Origin of the sequence: Thermococcus sp. 21S9 (assembly GCF_012027635.1) — an archaeon.
In the GTDB taxonomy this organism is placed as follows: Archaea; Methanobacteriota_B; Thermococci; order Thermococcales; family Thermococcaceae; genus Thermococcus.
On the sequence record NZ_SNUS01000002.1, the window covers coordinates 1 to 4,965 of the forward strand.

General features: G+C 44.7%; 8 protein-coding genes. 5 read left to right on the plus strand and 3 right to left on the minus strand.

Translation table 11 applies throughout. The annotated features are described in order from the left end of the window. Both E3E28_RS10520 and E3E28_RS10525 read left to right on the plus strand, forming a co-directional pair. Window positions 1-662, plus strand: a 662-nt coding sequence (locus tag E3E28_RS10520; protein ID WP_206203899.1) for a hypothetical protein, incomplete at its 5' end; no start/stop codon positions are given. Continuing rightward, complete coding sequence (locus tag E3E28_RS10525) at window positions 659-940, plus strand: hypothetical protein (protein ID WP_167915440.1); 282 nt, start codon at window positions 659-661, stop codon at window positions 938-940. The genes E3E28_RS10520 and E3E28_RS10525, both read left to right, overlap by 4 nt. 89 nt (window positions 941-1,029) lie before the next feature. Here E3E28_RS10525 and E3E28_RS10530 read toward each other — a convergent pair whose 3' ends face one another. From E3E28_RS10530 to E3E28_RS10540, 3 genes are read right to left on the minus strand one after another with little or no spacing between them, the layout of a single operon-like run. After that, on the minus strand, window positions 1,030-1,554 hold the full coding sequence (locus E3E28_RS10530) for a hypothetical protein (protein ID WP_167889324.1): 525 nt from the start codon (window positions 1,552-1,554) through the stop codon (window positions 1,030-1,032). A 29-nt stretch (window positions 1,555-1,583) separates the two neighbouring features. Then, the gene (locus E3E28_RS10535; protein WP_167712254.1) at window positions 1,584-2,147 is read right to left on the minus strand and encodes a hypothetical protein; all 564 of its coding nucleotides are present in this window, start codon (window positions 2,145-2,147) and stop codon (window positions 1,584-1,586) included. A gap of 11 nt (window positions 2,148-2,158) precedes the next feature. Continuing rightward, the gene (locus tag E3E28_RS10540) at window positions 2,159-3,184 is read right to left on the minus strand and encodes a hypothetical protein (protein WP_167889323.1); all 1,026 of its coding nucleotides are present in this window, start codon (window positions 3,182-3,184) and stop codon (window positions 2,159-2,161) included. A 176-nt stretch (window positions 3,185-3,360) separates the two neighbouring features. Here E3E28_RS10540 and E3E28_RS10545 point away from each other — a divergent pair, with 176 nt between their 5' ends. The 3 genes from E3E28_RS10545 to E3E28_RS10555 all read left to right on the plus strand — a co-directional run. Continuing rightward, window positions 3,361-3,798, plus strand: a complete 438-nt coding sequence (locus E3E28_RS10545; RefSeq protein ID WP_167889322.1) for an AbrB/MazE/SpoVT family DNA-binding domain-containing protein — start codon at window positions 3,361-3,363, stop codon at window positions 3,796-3,798. Between the two features lie 308 nt (window positions 3,799-4,106). Further along, window positions 4,107-4,271: a hypothetical protein gene (locus tag E3E28_RS10550; protein WP_167769450.1), complete on the plus strand. Its 165-nt coding sequence runs from the start codon at window positions 4,107-4,109 to the stop codon at window positions 4,269-4,271. Window positions 4,272-4,456: 185 nt separating this feature from the next. Further along, window positions 4,457-4,965 (plus strand): hypothetical protein (locus E3E28_RS10555; protein WP_167915441.1); only part of this gene is annotated, 509 nt, incomplete at its 3' end.

A 4,965-nucleotide genomic window follows, 5' to 3' on the forward strand; every position in this document is an offset into this window, starting at 1 on the left:
CCGATCTGAGGGGGGGCGTTTACGAGGAAGTGCAGAAGGCCGTCGTCCAGCGGCTCGAAGAGCAGAGGAGGCTCAACGAGCAGCTCGCCCAAATCTACAACCTCGACCAGAAGGTCATCGTCTGGTTCGACGGCAAAGAGCCGAGGCCCAAAGGCTACCCCATAGCCATGCGCAAGGACCTCGACGAGTACGTAATACTCTACCAGGTCCGCCCACCCGACTGGCTCGACAGCATCTGGTACTCCCTCGGGAGGATATTCGGCAAGAGGCCGCCGCAGAAGCTCATCAGAGTCCACGAAAGCCAGGTCTGGTTCGGCAGGGAGATGATACTCATCCACGCCAGCGCTTTCGAAGTCAACCACATCGGCGAGGAGATCGCCCTGCCCCTTGAGAGGGACGTCCTTAGAGTCGAGCTCTGGAAGGAGATGAAAGCCTCCCGCGACGCCTGGAGGGCTGCGTACATGAACCTCGCCAGGCAGGTGGCGAAGGCTACCGACCTGGCACTCAAGATCAACCCCAACGCAAAGCTCTACAACAAGACCAAGATGGACATCTACGACAAGAGCGGGAAGAGGAAGATCGCCAGCATAGACGACGCGAGCGGGCTTACGTGGGGTGGACTGCTCAAGAAGTCCGACTTTGAGACTGAGTTCGAGGAGTGAGGGGTATGGAAGCAGAAGCTGTCAACGGGCCGATCAGCATAAAAATGCCAGATAATAGGACGAACAACAACCCTAACGATAGCAAGACAACATCGGAAGAAAACCTCAAGGCAACCATCAACCAGGAAATCTACAACAACATGAGGTTCTACATGAAGATGCTCTACGAGAACGCAGCCACCGAGACCGACGTTATCCTACTCAAAGCCCTCTGGAGGGAGATAAAGAGAATGATGAAGATAAACGGGATTGAGATCGAGGAGAAAAAACAAAAGTAGCGCCATATCACTGCTAAGAGATATTACAGGATATTTGAATCTCTATCTCTTTATATTTTTACTGAAGACTTCATCTCTTTGTCCTTTTCTTAACGTTTCAAACCTCTTCTTTTGAGATTTACGTAATTATCGGCTATTGTTATTAGTATTCTTCTTAGAAGATATAATGTTAATTCACCCTTAATTTCTTCTATTTTAAGGACATCTTTTCTCTTTTGGGCATCATCTAACTCTTTTTTTAATCTTCCTATTTCACTTGAAATTTCCCCTTCTTTGACAATAGATACTTGGAGATGTCCCAATCTACTTACAACCTCCCCCCATAACTTATCATCTACGATTATTTCCAAGGCAAATTGGCCATAATGCCCAAGTTCTTCCCAAAAATAGTGGTCGATCTTAGTATAATATCTAATTGCAAAATTATATTTTTTCCCTGCTTTTTCGAGACTTTTCCTGAATTCCTCTAGATATTTGTTCCTATTTTCTGTTATCTCTCGAAAATGCCTAATGTTTCCCCAAAATTCCTTTGCTATCTCAACCCAATCCATGTAGTATATGACAACCATTGCAGCGGCGTTATAACTTTCATCTACCGCTATTATAAAGACCAATGTTTAACACCTCACAGTAATAGTTGTGACTAATTACATTTGACATACTGCCTCATATCACTGTCTCTTAGGTTAGTGATAGATTTATGTACTGATTCCTTTTTCTTGGGCAAATTTGATTTGATCAAATAATACCATACCACCACAACGAAAGTATTTGCCAAGGTGTACCTGAAGCTTAACTTGAGCGCTTGATTTGACATAGCAATTAAGTAGAAGTCCAAAAAATATCCAGCAACCAATGCTGAAAGGATTGTTCTATGAAAAGTGTTTGGAATCTTGGGGGTCACTCTCATGAATGAAAACAATTGGGGCATTAAAACAGGTACTATCAACGAAATAATAACCCAATTTTCAACTGATCGATCTACAGCCAAAATTCCTGATGACCAGATATATCCCAACACCTTAGCAAAAGCTAAATTTAATCCAGTAAATGTAGAAAATAAAAAGATCAGTGACCATTTTATAAATGATTCAAGAGAGGTATGGGCTTTTCGTGGATGTTCTTCAACAAACTTTGCAATCTGGTTATTTACTATCAGTAATACCCCATAAGCACTAAGGGCAGCTAATCCATTTGAAAGATCCATTTGATACACCCTCATCGTATTATTATCTTCCTCCTGGCATCCTTGATAATAATCTCTCTCGAGCGGCCTTTTTTCTTGATGTCTCCTTCTAGCACTACAACCTCAGCCCCAAGCTGGCGAAGCTTCTTGATGTAACTGTCAATGTTTACATTAGCTCCAACGTCGAGGATAACTGCGATGACTTCATCAAAATACTCGACGTAATCCAAGACCTGGCCAACTAACCGCTGAAGCTTGCTCCTGCTCTCTGCAATCTTTATCTCGATTCCAACTCTACCATCAATGGCGATGTCAATCTTTTGGTCTCCAACCGGATACTGGCGAACAACACGCCTTCCAAGGCGTGCCTTGAGGTACTGGTAAAGCTGTTTCTCAAGATCCTCCTCATCCCGTACAGTTTCAGGTTCGAAGTCAAAGAGAATGTCCACGATGTCAGGCTCAGGCTGATAATCGGCTTCCTCAAGCGAGTACTCCTCAAGATCTTCTCCACCTAGAGATTCAACAGTCTCCTCCTCAAGCTCGATAGTGGCAACCTCGTCGGACTCTTTTCCAAAAAGTTGGGCCTTGTATTCATCAAGCTCTCTCTGTTTTTGTGCCTTGAAGGCCTTTAGGGCTTCATTGGCTTCTTCAAGCCACTTTTGAAAGTGCTGGACCACATGACGAGACTTAACTTTATACCTCTTTGCAACTTCAGCAACTTCCTCAAGAGTTAGATGACCCGCTATAACATCAATTAGCTCATCTTTATTTCGTATCTTGTAACGGCGTTCTTCTCCATTAACGATTTGTGTTCGATAAGTGGGAATACCCTTAGCAGCACAAACAGCCTCAAGCTGTCTCATCTTGAGCTGAGAAAGGATTTCCCGTTTAGATTCGAATTCCTTTCGTGTAACTTCTTCCCTAAACCTCCGTTCAGCTTCAGCAATTTCTCTCTTAATTTCAAGGGCCTTTGCTCGGTATTTGGCCTCCTTTGCCGCGCGATCCATTGCCCTCTTAGTTGCGTCCCCAACCTTCTTGAGGAAGTCACCGAGCCCCATAAGCATCACCTTATCCCTATTCCTTACGAAAAGATTACTCCAAACTAAATTAAAAGTATTGTGGACGAACCTCACAGAGGCGGGTAAAAATCCCACACACGGGAAAATTTCTCAAACCTTTTAAACAATTATACCGTAAGAACCATTCGTAAAATCAGCACTCCCGAGGTGAGCCAATGAAAGAAAGCAAAGAACCACTAGCGAAGTTTCATACCAAGATAAATGTGAAGGGTCAAATAGTCCTGCCTAAAAGAGATCGGGAAGTTTTAGGGTTAACCAAGGACGATGTTGTTGAGATCATCGTCCGAAAGATTGAAACTTCTAGGACTGAAATCAAGATATTAGGGACTGCATACGTGGTTGCAAAATTAAGCTCTCGTGGCCTGATAACCATTCCAGAGGAGGTCAGGACAGAGTTAAAAATAACTGAAAGCTCTATCCTTGAGATATTGCTAGTAGGATTCCACAAGTTTGAGGATTTAATCAGTCCTAAAGGCAAGCAATTGCTTTCAAAGCTTAGCTCCAAACCATTCCGGATTCTCAGACCAGACGAAGAAATAATCTTGCTCGAAAAAGCCAACGCTCATTATTCTTATTCTATCTTAGAGAGTTAGTTATATACATATCTATAGCCTCCAAAAAAGAAGAAAGTATATCAGAGATTTGTTCTCGTTCTCCTCCGAAATTACTTGGATTTTGATATTCGTTTAATGTGCTACAAAATTCATTCCCTTTTCTCTGCAGTTAAGTAACGTGTGCCAATTTTGTAGCACAAAAATTCAGCTTCTGAACAATTTTCATACTTGGTATGAAATTTTCATATTGAACTGAACGTTCGACCAAAAATAATGCCGAAAGGATTTTATAGTTTGGTATGAATATTTCTTACGTAAGATTTATTCATACAATTGAGGTGATATCGATGAGCGGGCGTCCTCGCAAGTACGAGGGTCCTGTAAAGAGGTTTGAGGCATGGATCCCCTATGAAGTCTACAAAGAGATGGAAGAAGAAAAGCGACGTCGTGGCATCTCCTGGCCAGAACTTGTTCTAGACATGTGGGAGAAGTACAAAACTACAAGAGAGTGATCTTCATGAGGTATACCGGGCCGAGAACAGGAACAGGCAGACCTCGAAAATGGGACGAACCCACAATTCATGTCTCAATGAGATTACCTTATTCAGTACTCCAACAGATCGATGAAATGACTCGGCCCGGTATCTCGCGCACAGACGTCATCGTTTCTTTGGTTCAAGCAGCTTCTAATGCTGAGGTGGCAAAGTATATTCTGCGTATCAAAGAACTTGAGATGGCTTTGAAACAGGAGAGGGAAGAAAAACAGGCCCTTCTTGAGGAGCGCGAGAAACTCCTCGCCAGGATCGAGAGGCTCGAACTTGAGCTTGAGGCCCTCAAGCAGGGCCGCTCCGTGAGGTCATACCAGGACGCGCTCAAGCTCAAGGAGCTGGCCAAGAACGCCCGCGAGGGCGTCAGCTGGAAGGCCCTCTGTGCTGAGGTTCTCGGCCTCCGCGATGAGGGCAAGATCAAGGACCTCATGAAGCTGGCTTTTGTCGTCAGGAAGAACGAGCGCAACACCTGGCCAGGCAAGTTCTATCCCAAGGACATCGCGGAAGAGTTCCATGGTTGGGTCCTCATGCGCCCGAAGGACCGCCAGGTCGCGGACATCATTGACTACGTGCTCTACCGCGAGGACACGCTGAAGGCTGCAAAGGGCCTGGCGGTCGGTGAGGCCGCGAAGGAGAGGGTCCCCGAAGTCAAGCCGCA

Coding starts and splice junctions, on each gene's coding strand:
- E3E28_RS10535 (WP_167712254.1), bottom strand. CDS start 2,147: ATGGATCTTTCAAATGGATTAGCTGCCCTTAGTGCTTATGGGGTATTA.
- E3E28_RS10540 (WP_167889323.1), bottom strand. CDS start 3,184: ATGGGGCTCGGTGACTTCCTCAAGAAGGTTGGGGACGCAACTAAGAGG.
- E3E28_RS10545 (WP_167889322.1), top strand. CDS start 3,361: ATGAAAGAAAGCAAAGAACCACTAGCGAAGTTTCATACCAAGATAAAT.
- E3E28_RS10550 (WP_167769450.1), top strand. CDS start 4,107: ATGAGCGGGCGTCCTCGCAAGTACGAGGGTCCTGTAAAGAGGTTTGAG.